Annotated in this window: 1 protein-coding gene; it reads left to right on the top strand. The window is 66.9% G+C overall.

Translation table 11 applies throughout. The features are described 5' to 3' along the window. Positions 1-182: 182 nt before the first annotated feature. A partial coding sequence (locus tag AC6LJ5_RS30315) for a CorC family transporter (RefSeq protein WP_498142450.1) occupies positions 183-1,063 on the top strand: 881 nt, incomplete at its 3' end.

Here is a 1,063-nt window from a genome sequence, read left to right as displayed (position 1 = left end):
GCCCGCCGCCCGCGCCGGATCATCCTGGCCGGGCGCCTACGGGTCAACCCTGAAATATCGCTGCAAATAACCGCTGGCACGGCGCAGATGGCGTGGATTCGCCCCATTTTGGGCCACGCGGTTACAAGTTGGCATCGACTTTCGGTTATGCTGACCCTTCCCTAACTTGTCCATCCCGGACGATGTCTGACCCTTATCCTGCTCCCGACGCGACGCCTGCTCGCACCGCAAAACCCGCAACCAAATCCCTGATGGACCGCCTGCTTTCCCTCGTGCGCCGAGAGCCCGAGGACCGCGAAGGCATCAAGGCCGTCCTGGAAGCCGCCCACGAACGCGCCCTGCTGGACGCCGAGTCCTACCAGATGATCCGGGGCGCGCTGGCCGTGTCCGAAGGCATCGTGGCCGACATCATGGTGCCGCGCTCGCGCATGGACCTGCTGGACGTCACCCAGCCCATCCCGTACCTGGTCGCCTCGGTCATCGAGACCGCCCACTCGCGCTTTCCCGTCTACGAAGGCGACCGTGACAACATCATCGGCATCCTGCTGGCCAAGGACCTGCTGCGCTGCATGCTGGAACCCGGCATCGAGGTGCGCTCGCTGGTCCGCCCGGCGGTCTTCATTCCCGAATCCAAGCGCCTGAACGTGCTGCTGCGCGAATTCCGCGTCAGCCGCAACCACCAGGCCATCGTCATCGACGAGCACGGCGGCATCTCCGGCCTGGTCACCATGGAAGACGTGCTGGAGCAGATCGTCGGCGACATCGAGGACGAATTCGACGAGACCGAGGAAGACTCCATCTTCCCCGAGGGCGAGAACCAGTGGCGCGTGCGCGCGGCCACCGAGATCTCGCACTTCAACGACGTGTTCGGCAGCAAGCTGCCCGACGACGAGTACGACAGCGTCGGCGGCTGGATGGGCGGCCGCCTGGGCCGCATCCCGCGCCGCGGCGATCACGCCGAAATCGACGGTCTGCGCATCGAGGTCGCCCGCGGCGACGCCCGCCGCGCCCTCTGGCTGCGTGTGCGACGCCTGGCCGGGCCCCATTCCGCCCCCAATCCCGC

The sequence above is a fragment of the Achromobacter sp. 1011791174 genome (genome assembly GCF_059760925.1).
Note: the sequence above shows the minus strand (reverse complement) of the source record. Positions and strands in the feature narration are given on the sequence as shown.